Raw genomic sequence first — 15284 nt, 5'->3', positions numbered from 1 at the left:
CCATGCCGAACTCAGAAGTGAAACGCCGTAGCGCCGATGGTAGTGTGGGGTCTCCCCATGCGAGAGTAGGGAACTGCCAGACATCAAATCAAGCGAAGGGCCCGGTCGAAAGACCGGGCCTTTTTGCGTTTACGCGCCCTGAGAACTGCCGGATGGCGGCTGTGCCTTATCCGGCTCACGTTCCACCAGATAAGCACAGCGCCACCAGGCAGTTAGTGAATGACTTGCGACAAGAACGCCCGGGTACGCTCTGATTTAGGATGGGCAAAAAACTCTTCCGGTGGCGCCTGCTCAACAATTTCACCGCGATCCATAAAGATCACCCTGTCTGCTACCGTTCGGGCAAAGCCCATTTCGTGGGTGACGCAAAGCATTGTCATCCCGGACTGTGCCAGACCAATCATGGTATCCAGCACCTCTTTCACCATCTCAGGATCCAGCGCGGAAGTCGGCTCATCAAACAGCATAATTTTGGGCTTCATGCATAGCGAACGTGCAATAGCCACGCGCTGCTGTTGCCCGCCGGAAATCTGCCCTGGAAACTTATGGGCGTGCTCAGCGATGCGCACACGTTCCAGGTAATGCATCGCCAGTGCTTCAGCTTCTTTCTTTGGCATCTTCCGCACCCAAATCGGCGCCAGAGTACAGTTTTGCAGTACCGTCAGATGTGGGAAGAGGTTGAAGTGCTGGAACACCATACCGACTTCCTGTCTTACCCGCTCGATATTGCGAATGTCTTCATTGAGTTCAATACCGTCTACCACAATCCGTCCTTGTTGATGTTCCTCCAGATGATTAATACAGCGAATGGTCGTGGATTTACCCGAGCCGGAAGGGCCACACAGCACGATACGCTCCCCCTGTTTCACGTTCAGATTAATGTCTTTCAGAACATGAAACTGACCGTACCATTTATTGACGTTTTCCAGCGTGATCATCGCGTCGGCAGGTTGAATTAATAATTGGCTCATAAAATCCTCAGTGCGGCGTACGCCCGGTGTTAAAACGTTTCTCCAGATGCTGGCTGTAACGCGACATGCTGAAGCAGAAAATCCAGTAAATCAGTGCGGCAAAAACATACCCTTCGGTCGACATCCCCAGCCATGCAGGGTCAACAGTCGCCTGCTGAACGCTACTGAAAAGGTCAAATAAACCGATAATGATCACCAGGCTGGTATCTTTAAACAGGGCGATAATGGTGTTCACCAGACCCGGGATTACCAGCTTCAACGCCTGGGGGAGAATGACCAGTCCCTGGGTTTTCCAGTACCCGAGCGCCAGAGATTCCGCGGCCTCATACTGCCCTTTCGGTAATGCCTGTAACCCTCCGCGTACGACCTCTGCGACGTAGGCAGACTGAAAAAGGATCACCCCGACCAGCGCCCGGATAAGTTTGTCGATACTGGTTCCTTCCGACATAAACAGCGGCAGCATGACCGAAGACATAAACAGCACGGTGATTAACGGTACGCCTCGCCAGAACTCGATAAAGATAACGGAGAGCATCCGAACGAGCGGCATATGAGAGCGACGGCCCAGCGCCAGCAAAATTCCCAGAGGAAGGGCACCTGCAATACCGACGGAAGCGATGATCAACGTGAGTGTTAATCCTCCCCATTGCCGTGTTTCTACCCGCTCCAGCCCGAAGAAACCGCCATACATCAGCCACCAGACAACAATGGGATAGATAACCGCCCATGCGGCGATATAGCGCCCGCGACGGGGCATTGCTTTCCAGAACATCGGCACAATGGAGGCCAGACCAACGAGTAATGCCAGGTTGATGCGCCAGCGTTGGTCATGTGGATAAAGCCCATACATAAACTGACCAAAACGTTCGTGGATAAATACCCAGCAGGCACCCGCCTTCGTACAATCAGCACGCGTCGAACCCACCCAGTTAGCCTGTAGAAACGCCCAGTTCAGCAAGGGGGGAATGAGTATCCACATGAGCCACAGACAAAAAAGGGTTAGCAGGCTATTGGACCAACTGGAAAAGAGATTTTTACGTACCCACAAAATTATGCGACCTGCGCCGTTATTGGCCGGGCGCATGGGATGAGACAGAAGAGCTTTTGTCATCATGGTTCCTTAGCGCTCAATCAGGGCGATACGGCGGTTATAAATATTCATCAGCAGGGAAATACTGAGGCTGATGATAAGATAAACCGACATGGTGATGGCGATGGTTTCAATGGCCTGACCCGTCTGGTTCAGTACCGTTCCGGCAAACAGGGAAACCATATCCGGGTAGCCGATAGCGGCGGCAAGTGATGAGTTCTTCACGATATTCAGATACTGGCTGGTCAATGGAGGAATGATCACGCGCAGTGCCTGGGGAATGATGACCTGACGCAGCGTTACCGGATTAGGGAGGCCCAGTGAACGCGCGGCTTCATGCTGGCCGTGGGGAACCGCCTGGATACCGGAACGGATGATCTCAGCAATAAATGCCGAGGTGTATACCGAAAGCGCCAGCGTCAACGCAGCCAGTTCTGGAATTAATGCCATCCCTCCCCGGAAGTTAAACCCGCGTAACTCAGGCACATCCCAGTGTAGCGCCGCGCCAAATAGCCACTGAGCGACAGCCGGCAATAGCACGATGAGCGCCAACGCCGTAGGCCATGTTCGGCGCAATTGCCCCGTCTTAATCTGGTGCGTTTTATTGAAGCGAAAGAGCCCAGTGGAGATGACGATCGCCAGAAGGATTGCCACACAAAAAGCGATAACGCCTTCACCCAGCTGTGGTGCCGGAATATAGAGTCCCCGATTACTCAGAAAAACCAAATCCAGCGCGCTGACCGCCTGCCGTGGCCCGGGTAAATTACGCAGGACGGCAAAGTACCAGAAGAAGATTTGCAGCAATGGCGGAATATTGCGAAAGGTTTCGATGTAAATGGTCGATAACTTACGCAATAACCAGTTATCCGACAGGCGTGCAAGGCCGAGGAAAAAACCTAAAAATGACGCAAAAACAATACACAGTGCGGAGACCAACAGGGTATTGAGCAAGCCGACCAGAAAGACGCGGCCATATGTATCCCCTTGCTCGTAGTCGATCAGGTGCTGAACAATACCGAACCCGGCGCTGCGATCGAGAAACGCGAATCCTGAGGTAATCCCCCGGCTGCTCAGATTGTTAATCGTATTATGAATTAAATAGACCGCAACACTGACAACCGCAATAACGGCGAGTATTTGAAATAACCAGGCGCGGACCGCAGGGTTAGAAAAGGAGAGCATTCCTTTTACGGTTGAGCGGCGATGGGACATAAGAAAACCTCGGTAACCATAACTCTGGGCTGAGCGCCGCAGGTGCGGCGCCCGTTACATCACAACGGCTTAGCGTACGGGTGGTGCGTACTGAATGCCGCCGTTATTCCAGAGATTGTTCTGGCCTCGTTTGATCTTCAGTGGGCTTTCCGATCCCACGTTACGTTCAAAGATCTCCGCGTAGTTACCAACCTGTTTAATGATGTTGTAGGCCCATTTGTTATCCAGTTTTAGATCCTTACCGTAATCCCCTTCTTTGCCCAACAAATGCGCCATGTCCGGTGTTGCCGGATTCGCCGCTTTCTCATCTACGTTCTGCGAGTTAATTCCCATTTCTTCAGCATTCAGCATAGCGAACAGCGTCCAGCGGACGACAGAGAACCACTCATCATCACCACGGCGCACAACGGGGCCCAGAGGCTCTTTTGAGATGACTTCAGGCAAGACGATCCATTCGGCAGGGTCGCTCAGCTTGATTCGCAGGGCATATAACTGAGACTGGTCAGAAGCCAGCGTGTCACAGCGGCCCGATTCCAGCGCTTTGGCTGACTCATCAGAGCGATCAAAAGTGACCGGGGTGTATTTCATTTTGTTGGCTTTAAAGTAATCGGCCACGTTCAGTTCGGTATCCGTGCCTGCCTGTATACAGACAGTGGCGCCGTCCAGCTCTTTAGCGCTTTTTAACCCCGCTTTGTTATGCGTCAGGAAACCAATCCCGTCGTAATACGTCACGCCAGTGAATGACATGCCCATACCTGCGTCGCGTGAAGAGGTCCAGGTTGTATTACGGGATAACAGATCGACTTCGCCGGATTGCAAGGCGGTGAAGCGCTCCTTTGCAGTGAGTGGGGTATATTTTACTTTTGTATCATCGCCAAAGACGGCTGCGGCAACGCCACGACAAACATCGACGTCAATACCCGTGAATTTACCGCTTGCATCTGCATAAGAAAAACCAGGCAGGCCGTCACTGATCCCACATTGTACGAATCCTTTTTTCTTTACGGCATCCAGTGTTGCGCCAGCATGCGCCTGATTTGCAACAGCAAGCAGCACGCCGACCGCAGCCAGGCTGGCTATCATCATCTTTTTCATAATGCATCCTGTGTGGAGAAATTATCGTTATAGAGAGACGTTCTGGAACGTCTTTACCTGTCTGTGGCTTTGGCCATACTCTTTTAAGCAAAGGTAGTGCCAGGTTTTGCGAACGAATGCTCGACGCAATATGCAGAGTGTAGACAGGAAAAAATAAATGCAGCGCCCTGAAATGGTGCGAAAATGAAACGTAAGCCACATTTTGGAGCAAAATATTTAAATTTACGGGCGCTGTGCGGAATAACGATTTCGCCCGTTAATATCGGCAGGATAAGTATGATAAATGCAGTTTCACTAAGACAGAATAATGAAAAGCGCCAATCTTATAGAGTAGATATGTGAGAGAAATCTATAATTAATGATTAATAATAAATCGATTATCCAGAGCTTTGCCTTATATTAAAAGCGCGGGTTGCCGCGCTTTTAATAAAACCTATTTCGTCAGGGCAACAATCCCCAGCGTCAGGCCTGCGACAGCGGCTGCACCACCGGCAATCGCCCCCGCTGTTTCCCAGTTATCTTGCGTGGTGCCCTTCATACAGGTATTGGTATGAACCAGACGACCCTGGTCGTCATAAACCGGAACGCAAGGAGAGTCATGCGCACACCCCGCCAGCAAGGTTGTGAGCAATGCAACAGGAATTAATCTTTTCATGGTGTTACCTCAAAAATAAACGTTTCGCTACATCCAGCAAAGTCGAATGCTCCGCTAGCTGCGAACCCGACGCTATTTTATCACGCCTTAAAAAGGCACCCGCATATGGAATAATTTCAATTCATGTGGATTGTAAAAATAATGGAGAAAAGGATGGCTAAGCAGTGCATGTCTGGTAAATAGCAGGGAAAATAAATGACTATCTTTTTAATACATAAATGGATAAGGCGCCCGAGGGCGCCGTAATTTTAGTGGTTAATCATGATGCCGGTTAAAACGACGTCTCACGACCACAAAGAAGACCGGAACGAAGAAGATTGCCAGCAATGTCGCCGTCAGCATTCCTCCCATAACCCCTGTTCCCACCGCATTTTGTGCGCCACTGCCTGCGCCATGACTGATAACCAGCGGCATAACGCCGAGGATGAACGCCAGAGATGTCATCAGGATTGGGCGTAAACGCATACGCGACGCTTCAAGCGTTGCCTCAATCAACCCTCGTCCCTCTTTCTCCATCAGATCCTTGGCAAACTCCACAATCAGGATGGCGTTTTTAGCAGAAAGACCAATGGTTGTGAGCAGGCCAACCTGGAAGTAAACGTCGTTATTCAGTCCGCGAAGCGAGGCGGCCAGCAATGCGCCGACCACGCCTAGCGGTACAACGAGCATAACGGAGAACGGAATGGACCAGCTTTCATACAATGCAGCCAGGCAAAGGAAGACCACAATCAGTGAGATTGCATACAACGCCGGAGCCTGGTTGCCGGAGAGGCGCTCCTGATACGACATGCCTGTCCAGTCATGACCAATACCGTTCGGTAATTTTTCCGCCAGGCTTTCCATTAATGCCATCGCTTCCCCGGTACTTCTGCCGGGCGCCGCTTCACCCAACAGCTCCATTGAAGGCATACCGTTGTAGCGTTCCAGACGTGGTGAGCCGTAAATCCACCGTGCCGAACTGAAGGTGGAGAACGGAACCATTTCACCGTTTGCGCTACGGACATACAGATTGTTGATGTCACCGGGCAACATGCGGAACGGCGCATCCGCCTGGACATAGACTTTCTTCACTCGTCCATGATCGATGAAATCATTCACGTACGTGCCGCCAAGCGCGGTGGAAATCGTCTGGTTGATGTCTGACAGGCTGACTCCCAGAGCCTGTGCTTTTTCCTGATCGACATCCAGCTTGAACTGTGGCGTATCTTCCAGTCCGTTAGGGCGTACGCGAACCAGCAGGTCAGGATGCTCTTTTATCATACCCAGCAACTGGTTCCGGGCTTTGGTGAGCTCCGTGTGACCCAGGTTCGCCTGATCGATCAGTTCAAAGTCAAACCCCGTTGCCGTACCCAGCTCAATAATCGCGGGCAGGTTGAACGGGAAGACAAGACCATCCTTTATCTGGCTGAATGCCCTGGTTGCGCGGGCAACGATCGCTTCTACGCCATTTTCTTCGCCGGGGCGTTCTTCCCAGGGCTTCAGGCTAATAAAGACGATACCGGAGTTCTGCCCCTGTCCGCTAAAGCTAAAACCATTCACGGTAAAGACGGATTCAACGTTGGCTTTTTCCTGGTTCAGATAGTAGTTCTGAATCTGATCCAGCACTTGCTGCGTACGTGTCTGCGTCGCGCCAGCAGGTAACTGCACCATCGTCATGAATACGCCCTGATCTTCTTCCGGCAGGAAGGAGGTGGGTAAGCGCAGGAACAAAATGGCCATGCCGCCGACGATAAGGACATACAGCAGCAAATAACGCCCGGTCTTGCGCAAAATACCGCTGACGCTGTTACTGTAATGCCCGACGCTTTTCTCAAACAGCGTGTTAAACCACCCGAAGAAGCCACCTTTCTTTTCATGGTGATCGGCAGACGCAGGCTTAAGCAGAGTGGCGCAAAGCGCAGGCGTCAGGATGAGCGCAACCAGTACAGAAAGCGCCATTGCAGAAACGATAGTCAGCGAGAACTGGCGGTAAATTGCGCCAGTTGAGCCGCCAAAGAAGGCCATCGGCACAAATACGGCGGAAAGCACCATCGCGATCCCCACCAGCGCGCCCTGAATCTGCGACATTGATTTCTGAGTCGCTTCTTTGGGCGGTAGCTTTTCTTCCACCATCACGCGTTCGACGTTTTCCACGACGACGATAGCATCATCGACCAGCAAGCCGATGGCGAGCACCATCCCGAACATTGTTAACGTATTAATAGAGAAACCGAACGCCGCCAGGATGGCGAATGTACCCAGCAGTACAACCGGCACCGCAATGGTCGGTATCAACGTCGCGCGTATGTTTTGCAGGAAAAGATACATGACCAGGAAAACGAGGATGATTGCTTCAAACAGCGTTTTCACCACTTCATGAATCGATATTTTCACAAACGGCGTGGTGTCATACGGGTAGACCACTTTCAACCCTTGCGGGAAAAACGGTTGTAGTTCCGCAAGCTTTGCTTTAATGGCCGCTGCCGTATCCAGCGCGTTCGCGCCGGTTGCCAGCTTAATACCCAGACCTGTCGCCGCCTGGCCATTAATCTTCGTCACCATGTTGTAGTTTTCGCCGCCCAGTTCGATGCGGGCCACATCTTTAAGATGGACCATCGAACCATCCTGATTCACTTTCAGCGTGATGCGGCCAAACTCTTCAGGCGTTTTCAGGCGTGTTTGCGCGATGATAGAGGCGTTAAGCTGCTGGCCCGGGATAGAAGGCGTCCCGCCCAGTTGGCCTGCGGCAATCTGGTTGTTCTGCGTTTTCAACTGGTTAATAACATCTAACGGCGTCAGTTGGTATTTGTTTAACGCATTGCTGTCGAGCCAGATACGCATCGCGTACTGCGCGCCAAACAGTTGGACGTCGCCGACGCCGGATGTCCGGCTGATGGTATCTTTAACGTTAGACGCCACATAATCGGAAATATCATCCTGCGTCAGGTTCTTATTGTCGGAAACAAAACCGGCCACCAGAAGGAAGCTACTGCTTGATTTCTCGACGCTGATACCTTGCTGCTGTACTTCCTGCGGCAACAAAGGCATGGCCAGTTGCAGTTTATTTTGTACCTGAACCTGTGCGATATCCGGGTCGGTGCCGGACTGGAACGTCAACGTAATGGTTACGCTACCGGACGAGTCGCTGGTGGACGACATATACATCAGGTTATCGATACCGTTCATATTCTGTTCGATAACCTGCGTTACGGTATCCTGCACCGTTTGCGCGTCCGCTCCCGGATAGGTTGCGGAAATCGCAACGGCGGGCGGCGCGATGGTCGGGTACTGCGCAACGGGCAGCTGCATGATCGCCAGGGCGCCAGCCATCATGAGAATGATGGCCAGAACCCAGGCAAAAATCGGGCGATTAATAAAAAAGTTTGCCATGTCCGGTTACCTTATTGCGCTGCATTCGCCGCAGGGGCATCGGTGGTGGCTTTAACCTGTTCGCCCGGGCGGGCTTTCTGCAAGCCGCTGACGATAACTTTGTCGCCCGGTTGCAACCCTTTGCTGATTAACCATTTATCGCCGATCGCCTGAGTAGCGATAACGTCGCGCGCTTCAACCTGATCTTTATCATTGACGATCATCACCATCGCATCGCCACGCGGCGTACGCGTTACGCCCTGCTGTGGAACGAGAATGGCATTGGGCTGAATGCCTTCATCAATTCGCGCGCGGACAAACATACCGGGAAGCAGGGTGTGCTGAGGATTGGGGAAAACAGCCCGAAGGGTGATAGAACCGGTACTTTCATCTACCGTAACGTCGGAAAATTGCAGCGTGCCTTTCAGCGGGTACGCCTGACCATTTTCCATTACCAACTCGACGTTGCTGCGGGTGTTGTCTTTGTGCAGGCTACCCTGCTCGACGGACTGCCTGAGACGCATAAAATCGCTGCTGGACTGCGTCACATCAACGTAAATAGGGTCAAGCTGTTGCACGGTCGCCAGTTCGGTTGCCTGACCATTGGTCACCAGCGCGCCTTCGGTGACACTGGATTTACCAATGCGGCCGCTGATCGGCGAAGTCACTTTGGTGTAGGCGAGGTTGATGCGCGCGCTTTCTACTGCGGCTTTTGCGGCGATAACGGCGGCATCGGCCTGACGAGCATCGGCGATGGCCTGGTCGTACTCTTGTTGGCTAATGTATTTTGTGCCAACCAGCGGAACGTAGCGTTTAACCGTTAAGTGCGCAATGGCGGCGGCAGCTTCGCTTTTTGCCAGCTCGCCTTTGGCGCTGTCGTAATCAGCCTGATAAGTCGCCGGGTCAATCTGATAAAGCGACTGGCCTGCTTCGATATCGCTACCTTCGGTGAAATTCCTTTTCAGTACAATGCCGCTGACCTGAGGCCGGACTTCCGCAATACGAAATGGCGTCGTGCGCCCCGGCAGCTCGGTCGTCACCGCTAAGGGGGCAGATTCGACTACGTGGACGGTGACTTGCGGCTCAGCAGGGTGAGCTTGCGTATCTCCCTGATCGTTACAACCGGCGAGTAACGCAGCGGAGATTATGATGAATGAGGGCAGGAGTGCAAACCTGGCATGTTTCGTCATTACTGTTCCTTAGAAAACCGAAGCTCGTTATTTACCGGATAACGGTAAGGCGTTAACGCGCACAAATAAAATAGCAGTTGGCTATCCTACAAATTATCAGCTCGTGATGTAAGCAATACTTATTTCCGGTCGTCATGCACGGCACGTAAAAGCAAAAAAAGATTAATATCCTGTCGTTTCATAATGCGGTGGGAAAGTAAAGCCCTGTCTTTCATTAACACAAATGGAAATACACATTCTTTTGGTGAATGATTTTATTTGATTCATTTGTCTTTATTATTTATTTGGATGTATTGTGCGTAATAATACACGAGGACTCTCGTTTAAATAAAAATGAAGTGATACATTTGCGCGTTATCCCTGAACAGTATTTACTGTCATCCTTCGATTTCAGACACACTTCATTATGGCCAGGAAAACAAAAGCGGACGCCCTTAGAACCCGACAACACTTGATTGAAACAGCGATCGTACAGTTCGCCTTGCACGGGGTCGGCAGCACCACGCTAAACGACATTGCAGACGCTGCGAATGTTACGCGGGGCGCTATCTATTGGCATTTTGAGAACAAGACGCAGTTGTTTAATGAGGTATGGGGTCAGCAACCGCCGCTACGCGATCTCATTCAGGACAGGTTAACAACGTGTGGGGGCGATAATCCGCTACAGAATTTGCGTGAAAAACTGATTGCCGCTTTGCAATATATTGCTGAGGTGCCCCGACAACAGTCATTGATGCAGATTTTATATCATAAATGTGAATTTCATAATGATATGATATCAGAGCAGGATATTCGGGAAAAAATAGGTTTCAGTTATCAGATAATGCGTGAAGCATTACAGCAATGTATGAATAAAGGACTGATTGCGACCGGTCTTGATGTCGAAGTTAATTTAATTGTGCTTCATGGCAGTTTTAGCGGGATTGTAAAGAACTGGTTAATGAATCCTTCCACTTATGATCTCTATAAGCAGGCGCCACAATTAGTGGATAATGTATTAAAAATGTTAGTTCCGAATGGCAATGTGATGGTATTAACGCAGAATAATAACCCGATCGGGGAAGCGTAACGGTTATCCCCAACTGTGCGTCGGCATAATTTGCATAGAATTGGCTGGCGTGCTACTCAAGGTCGGCGCAGTTGACGAGTTTGAGCGGGTTAACCGAATTCATGTTGCGGCATTTATCGTATTCCGTTGTCATCAGTTCGATCCACTGCATGAGTAATGCGTCAAAAAGGAAAACGGAGACTGCGAAAACAACCAGCCACCAATACTTACGAATCATTGCCAAATCCTGTGTATTCATGCCCAAGCGTGCAAGGAATATACACGAAATAACGCGGCAGAAAAGCAGACTTACAATGCTTTTACTTCACCTGAGACGTATCCGTCATTTCGGTCATTCGGCTCTTTTTGGACAGGTTTGTTGTCTTGCGCTTTTTCACCTTTGCCAGCTCGTTTTCCGCATAGTGAGAGGTGACGTTCAGCCTTCTGATGCCCATTTTTACGTATTCATTGTTGATTTCGATGCCGACAAATTTTCGTCCGGTTTCCACGGCTACGGCGCCCGTCGTGAAGCTTCCGGCGAAGGGATCTAACACCGTGTCGCCCGGGTTTGAGGAGGCCAGGATGATCCGGCTCAACAGCGCTCTGGGTTTTTGCGTGGGATGGTTCTCATACTCATCCATTAAGTAGCGGACGCGGGGAAAATCCCAGACGTTTCCGGGGACTTTTTGCGTGTTGTAGGGCTGGGGCGGATTTTTGCGGTAATCGATCAACGCTCTTTTTGCGCCGGTTTTGGTTTCAACCAGGATGTCATCACGATTAAACGTATAGTTCTTCGCATCTTTTACCATCATCAGAATGGGTTCATACATTGAGCCAAAATACTTTTTGGCCTGCACGCCTGAGCTGTCGTACGACCATATGATGCGGCTTTTGATATCGAACAGTTTCCTGCATTTGAGGTCGAGATAGGGCATGTTCTCTGTGCTGTTCATGATGTACATCGTGCCGTGTTTTTTCAGCACCCGATGGCACTCATCAATGCATTCAAACAGCCAGGCCAAAAAGGTCTCTTCGTCCCAGGACTCCACCAGACCGTCAAAATTTTTTCCGATGTTGTAGGGCGGGTCGGCAAAAATTAAATCGGCACTTTCCGGGGGCAGTTTTTTCAATTCTGAAAGCGCATCACCGTGAATGATCTTCTTCGATTCATCGCCAAAATATTGCGGCTCAAATCCGACATTCATGAACAAACTCCTGTCTGACGCGAATAAAAAAGGCGCTTCCCCATGCCGAGTAGCGCCTTTTTAAACAAGCAATTAGCTAATCGAAATTAGTTCATGCCGTATTTTTTCAATTTTTTACGCAGCGTACCACGGTTGATGCCCATCATCAGGGCAGCACGGGTCTGGTTACCACGGGTGTATTGCATCACCATGTCCAACAGGGGCTGTTCTACTTCAGCCAGTACCAGCTCATAGAGGTCATTAACATCCTGACCGTTCAGTTGAGCAAAATAGTTCTTCAGTGCCTGTTTAACCGAGTCACGCAGGGGCTTTTGAGTCACCTGATCCTGAGAGTTAACGGTAGAAACGGTCAGTACGTCAGAATTTACGCGTTGTTCGAACATAGTTCTGTCAGCTCTTTATTTCATTACGCAAAATTTTCGAAGTATGCCTCCAACGCCTCCAGCTGTTCGCTGGCATCCTCAATGGCGTTGAATGTGCGCCGAAACTGGTCATTTGGAGCGTGCTCCTGGAGATACCAGGAGACGTGTTTACGTGCAATTCGGTACCCTTTTGCCTGGCCATAAAAGTCATGCAGTTCCCGAACATGCGCGCAAAGCAAGCGCTTAACCTCTGCCAAAGGCAGGGGGGGTAGCAACTCCCCAGTGTCCAGATAATGCTGGATTTCCCGAAAGATCCAGGGTCTTCCCTGAGCTGCGCGGCCTATCATCAGGGCATCCGCCCCCGTATAGTTGAGCACAGCTCTGGCTTTATGCGGGTCAGTAATGTCGCCATTCGCGATAATCGGAATGGAAACTTTCTGCTTAACTGCCCGAATACTGTCGTATTCAGCATCTCCATTGAACAAACAGGCGCGGGTGCGTCCATGAATGGTCAGAGCCTGAATGCCACAGTCTTCAGCCAGTTGGGCAATCTCTACGCAGTTACGGTGTTCCGGGGCCCAGCCGGTGCGAATCTTCAGGGTGACAGGAACGTCCACTGCACTCACGACCTCGGTTAGTATCGACTTCACTAAATCCGGGTACTGCAAGAGGGCTGAACCTGCGAGCTTGCGATTCACTTTTTTAGCCGGACACCCCATATTGATATCAATAATCTGGGCGCCGCTTTCCACGTTAATACGTGCGGCATCGGCCATCTCAACAGGGTCGCTACCGGCGATTTGCACCGTGCGAACGCCTGGCTCATCAACGTGCACCATCCGTAAACGAGATTTGTCGCTTTCCCAAACCTGCGGGTTAGAAGACATCATCTCGGATACCGTCAATCCTGCTCCCATCTCATAGCACAGCGTCCGAAAAGGTCTGTCAGTAATGCCAGCCATGGGCGCTGCGATCAGGCGATTTCTAAGCTGGTATTGTCCGATGCGCATGAGTTAAGAAATGACCATACTGTGACTGCAAGGCGGCGTATATTACGCATTTTTTGCACGAGATGAAAGGCCAAACTTTGACCAATCCTCTGAGGTGGATCAAAGAATCGCAGTTAAGATGAATGATGAGAATTAATTAACTTTATAAATCATTGCGTTATAAAATGAGGCCGAATTTTTATACGCTTACAATTTTGCGTAACTTCTCATTTTTTCTTCTATGGCTGACGGCTGGACAACATAATCTGCTGATTTAACCAGCAGATTATCGTTTCATAGTGTGATCGCCGCCTCATTTCAGGACAGGATCGCGAAGCGTCGGTATCGACCATTCGTTAATGACGCGGCCATTCAAAGGCTGGACAGGGCGATTGTTGGCAGGGTGTATTGTATGGCGAAATTTTTCCAGTTGACCGGCAGAAAGCGTCATAGGCTGTTTCAGGACAATCCAGGTTACGCCTTCGCTACAGGGAGGCGTCGTTAATGAGCCGCTAAAGCGCCAGTAGGTTCTGTCTTCCGGCAACAGCAAATTGATATCGACGGGGGAAAGCAGCGGTATGCTGTCGCCCGGGGTTGCCGGGATGGATTGCCATAAACGTTCAATTGCCTCATTTGGCTCACCGATATCAAACATGACGGCAACGACGGCAATCTCACCTTCCTGGTTTTTGTGCGTCAGGTGCAGCTCCATCGCATAGTGTTTACCATTGATGGTATTTTCACTTGGGGCATGAAAATGAAATTCTGCTAAAGCATAAGGCTGATCGTCAATCTGAGCGGAAGCAGAAGAATAGGGGTTCATTGTTACCTGAAGAGTGTGGTTAACGTTCAGGAGCATGTCGGCGCGATCGATGTACTGTACGTTAAGCGGCGGGAGCTGGATTTCATTCGTGGTGAGAATATCAACAGGGGACTGGCTCATCCCGGTCTGGCACAGTTTGTATGCTTTATTGATTTCACCCCAGTGCGCGGGAGAGGTGTCGCCTTCATAGCTCCAGTCAGTTGCCGAAACGGAAACGGGCATCATACAGATTGCCAGAAAGGCAGTGGTCAAAGAAATTAACTTCATGCATTTACCCGATGAATTGAAAACAACATAACATTATGTAAATCAATCAATTATAAAGAATATTGTATCGGTGACGAGCAGGAGAGGAAAGTGAATCGTGTGAAAAAGGCGTGGCCAGATGACCACGCCGGAAAGGACTGATTATTTTTTACGACCGGTAATGCGGCACCACTCTTCTTTCTCTACCACCGGGTCGAGCGTAAAGAGTTCGGTATAGGCTTCGCATACGCTTTCCGCCTGGCTGGCCAGGATGCCGGAAAGCCCCAGTAAACCGCCCTCAACGGGCAGTACGCTGATTAACGGGGCCAGTTCACGTAATGGGCCAGCCAGGATGTTAGCGACCACCACATCGGCTTTCATGGCTTCTGGCTGGTCTTTGGGGAGATAGAGCTCCAGACGCTCAGATACGCCGTTGCGCTCTGCGTTATCACGGCTGGCCTGGATCGCCTGCGGATCGATATCGATCCCGATAGCTTTCGCTGCGCCCAGTTTTAATGCGGCAATCGCCAGGATGCCGGAACCGCAGCCAAAGTCGATCACCGTCTTACCGTTCAGATCAAGCCCGTCGAGCCATTGCAGGCAGAGGGATGTGGTGGGATGCGTGCCGGTACCGAAGGCCAGACCCGGGTCCAGCATGACGTTGACGGCGTTCTCATCCGGTACATCGCGCCAGCTCGGGCAAATCCACAGACGCTCGCCAAAGCGCATCGGGTGAAAGTTGTCCATCCATTCGCGTTCCCAGTCTTTATCTTCCAGTTGCTCAATCTTATGCGCGAAACCCGCGCCCAGCAGCGGATGATGCTCAAGGATTGCCACCACCTCTTTCATGTCGGTTTCGGCATCGAACAGGCCGATAACGTCGGTATCGCCCCACAGACGCGTTTCACCTGGCAGCGGCTCAAATACCGGCGTGTCGTGCGTGTCCTGGAAGGTCACAGAGACCGCGCCGGTTTCCACCAGCGCATCGCTAAGTTCTTCGGCGTTCGTACCGGTCGTATTCAGTTTCAGTTGGATCCACGGCATGGCAAA

At 50.9% G+C, this 15284-nt stretch carries 14 protein-coding genes and 1 rRNA gene; 2 read left to right on the top strand and 13 right to left on the bottom strand.

The window, feature by feature from the left end; genetic code table 11:
- Nucleotides 1-82 (top strand): 5S ribosomal RNA (gene rrf / locus OGY62_RS23350); the annotation flags it as partial.
- 130 nt (nucleotides 83-212) lie between these two features.
- On the opposite strand, the gene OGY62_RS01945 is transcribed toward rrf, so the two are convergent.
- The 7 genes from OGY62_RS01945 to OGY62_RS01915 form a co-directional block, all read right to left on the bottom strand.
- A complete protein-coding gene (locus OGY62_RS01945; protein WP_012135408.1) occupies nucleotides 213-971 on the bottom strand; it encodes an amino acid ABC transporter ATP-binding protein in 759 nt (252 codons plus the stop codon).
- A gap of 7 nt (nucleotides 972-978) precedes the next feature.
- Nucleotides 979-2082 carry an amino acid ABC transporter permease gene (locus OGY62_RS01940; protein ID WP_286458946.1) on the bottom strand — a complete coding sequence of 368 codons (1104 nt, stop codon included), beginning with the start codon at nucleotides 2080-2082 and terminating at the stop codon, nucleotides 979-981.
- A 9-nt stretch (nucleotides 2083-2091) separates the two neighbouring features.
- A complete protein-coding gene (locus OGY62_RS01935) occupies nucleotides 2092-3273 on the bottom strand; it encodes an amino acid ABC transporter permease (RefSeq protein WP_058668172.1) in 1182 nt (393 codons plus the stop codon).
- 69 nt (nucleotides 3274-3342) lie between these two features.
- Nucleotides 3343-4368, bottom strand: a complete 1026-nt coding sequence (locus OGY62_RS01930; RefSeq protein ID WP_012135405.1) for an amino acid ABC transporter substrate-binding protein — start codon at nucleotides 4366-4368, stop codon at nucleotides 3343-3345.
- Nucleotides 4369-4801: 433 nt separating this feature from the next.
- Entirely contained in the window at nucleotides 4802-5023 is a 222-nt protein-coding gene (locus tag OGY62_RS01925; RefSeq protein ID WP_012135403.1) for a putative periplasmic lipoprotein, read from the bottom strand.
- A gap of 255 nt (nucleotides 5024-5278) precedes the next feature.
- Nucleotides 5279-8392, bottom strand: coding sequence for an efflux RND transporter permease subunit (locus tag OGY62_RS01920; protein WP_110493742.1), 3114 nt, complete (start codon nucleotides 8390-8392; stop codon nucleotides 5279-5281).
- Nucleotides 8393-8403: 11 nt separating this feature from the next.
- Nucleotides 8404-9561 (bottom strand): efflux RND transporter periplasmic adaptor subunit, encoded by a 1158-nt coding sequence (locus tag OGY62_RS01915; protein WP_047460889.1) that lies wholly within the window; start codon nucleotides 9559-9561, stop codon nucleotides 8404-8406.
- Between the two features lie 406 nt (nucleotides 9562-9967).
- On the opposite strand from OGY62_RS01915, the gene envR reads away from it, so the two are divergent.
- Nucleotides 9968-10630, top strand: coding sequence for an acrEF/envCD operon transcriptional regulator (envR, locus tag OGY62_RS01910; RefSeq protein WP_286458944.1), 663 nt, complete (start codon nucleotides 9968-9970; stop codon nucleotides 10628-10630).
- 52 nt (nucleotides 10631-10682) lie between these two features.
- Here envR and OGY62_RS01905 read toward each other — a convergent pair whose 3' ends face one another.
- The 6 genes from OGY62_RS01905 to prmA form a co-directional block, all read right to left on the bottom strand.
- On the bottom strand, nucleotides 10683-10847 hold the full coding sequence (locus OGY62_RS01905; RefSeq protein ID WP_047460895.1) for a DUF2556 family protein: 165 nt from the start codon (nucleotides 10845-10847) through the stop codon (nucleotides 10683-10685).
- An 82-nt stretch (nucleotides 10848-10929) separates the two neighbouring features.
- Nucleotides 10930-11814 carry an adenine-specific DNA-methyltransferase gene (gene yhdJ / locus OGY62_RS01900; protein ID WP_047460898.1) on the bottom strand — a complete coding sequence of 295 codons (885 nt, stop codon included), beginning with the start codon at nucleotides 11812-11814 and terminating at the stop codon, nucleotides 10930-10932.
- An 86-nt stretch (nucleotides 11815-11900) separates the two neighbouring features.
- Entirely contained in the window at nucleotides 11901-12197 is a 297-nt protein-coding gene (gene fis, locus OGY62_RS01895) for a DNA-binding transcriptional regulator Fis (RefSeq protein WP_000462905.1), read from the bottom strand.
- 23 nt (nucleotides 12198-12220) lie between these two features.
- Nucleotides 12221-13186: a tRNA dihydrouridine synthase DusB gene (gene dusB, locus OGY62_RS01890; RefSeq protein ID WP_047460900.1), complete on the bottom strand. Its 966-nt coding sequence runs from the start codon at nucleotides 13184-13186 to the stop codon at nucleotides 12221-12223.
- A 292-nt stretch (nucleotides 13187-13478) separates the two neighbouring features.
- Nucleotides 13479-14255, bottom strand: coding sequence for a carbonic anhydrase (locus OGY62_RS01885; RefSeq protein ID WP_012135396.1), 777 nt, complete (start codon nucleotides 14253-14255; stop codon nucleotides 13479-13481).
- A 141-nt stretch (nucleotides 14256-14396) separates the two neighbouring features.
- Nucleotides 14397-15278 carry a 50S ribosomal protein L11 methyltransferase gene (prmA, locus tag OGY62_RS01880; RefSeq protein WP_047460904.1) on the bottom strand — a complete coding sequence of 294 codons (882 nt, stop codon included), beginning with the start codon at nucleotides 15276-15278 and terminating at the stop codon, nucleotides 14397-14399.
- Between the last annotated feature and the right edge of the window lie 6 nt (nucleotides 15279-15284).

This window comes from Citrobacter sp. CK198 (assembly GCF_030333295.1).
Classification (GTDB): domain Bacteria; phylum Pseudomonadota; class Gammaproteobacteria; order Enterobacterales; family Enterobacteriaceae; genus Citrobacter_B; species Citrobacter_B koseri.
Note: the sequence above shows the minus strand (reverse complement) of the source record. Positions and strands in the feature narration are given on the sequence as shown.